General features: G+C 35.2%; 1 protein-coding gene. It reads right to left on the bottom strand.

Annotation, left to right across the window (positions count from 1 at the left end; translation table 11 throughout):
* Positions 1-23 precede the first annotated feature (23 nt).
* On the bottom strand, positions 24-470 hold the full coding sequence (locus tag HI950_RS35445) for a GNAT family N-acetyltransferase (protein ID WP_169091783.1): 447 nt from the start codon (positions 468-470) through the stop codon (positions 24-26).
* Positions 471-568 lie beyond the last annotated feature (98 nt).

The raw sequence follows: 568 nt of genomic DNA, 5'->3' as shown, positions 1-568 counted from the left end.
TCCCGTTAGCGGAACGAATGATCCTACATAAAATAAGTTAAAATAATATCTCCGTTTCCTTCTAACTCGCCAGTTTCTACGAACCCTAAATCCTTATAGAGTTTATTTGCGACTATATTATGTGGAATATGTGATACCCTGATTTGTTTACAGTCCACCCTTTCACTCAACATCTTAATTACTTCTTTAATGGATAATTTTCCATAACCCTTTCCCTGAAATCTCTCGTCAATCATAAATCTCAGGATCCAATAATAACCGTCTTTATATACTTCATTATCAAAAAGTATAAACCCGACCATCATTCCATCAGATAAAATGCCGTATGGTACAGATGTAGGTTCGTTTGTTGCATGTATAAGTGAATCTGCATTACTTGCAACCATGGCTATCTGTTGGCTACTCACGCTTAATTTGGTACACTCGCTTTCCAACTCTTTCGTAATCTTATGTAATTTAATAATAGTCAAAGTGTAAAATTCCTCCATATATTTTTATCTGGATGCTCAATATTCGATAAAATAGCGGAATTTCCCTTCTTTTCACTGTAACTAACCTGCCCGTTAGC

This window comes from Paenibacillus sp. PL91, from assembly GCF_012935325.2.
Lineage (GTDB): Bacteria > Bacillota > Bacilli > Paenibacillales > Paenibacillaceae > Pristimantibacillus.
This window is presented reverse-complemented; position numbering and strand designations above follow the sequence as displayed.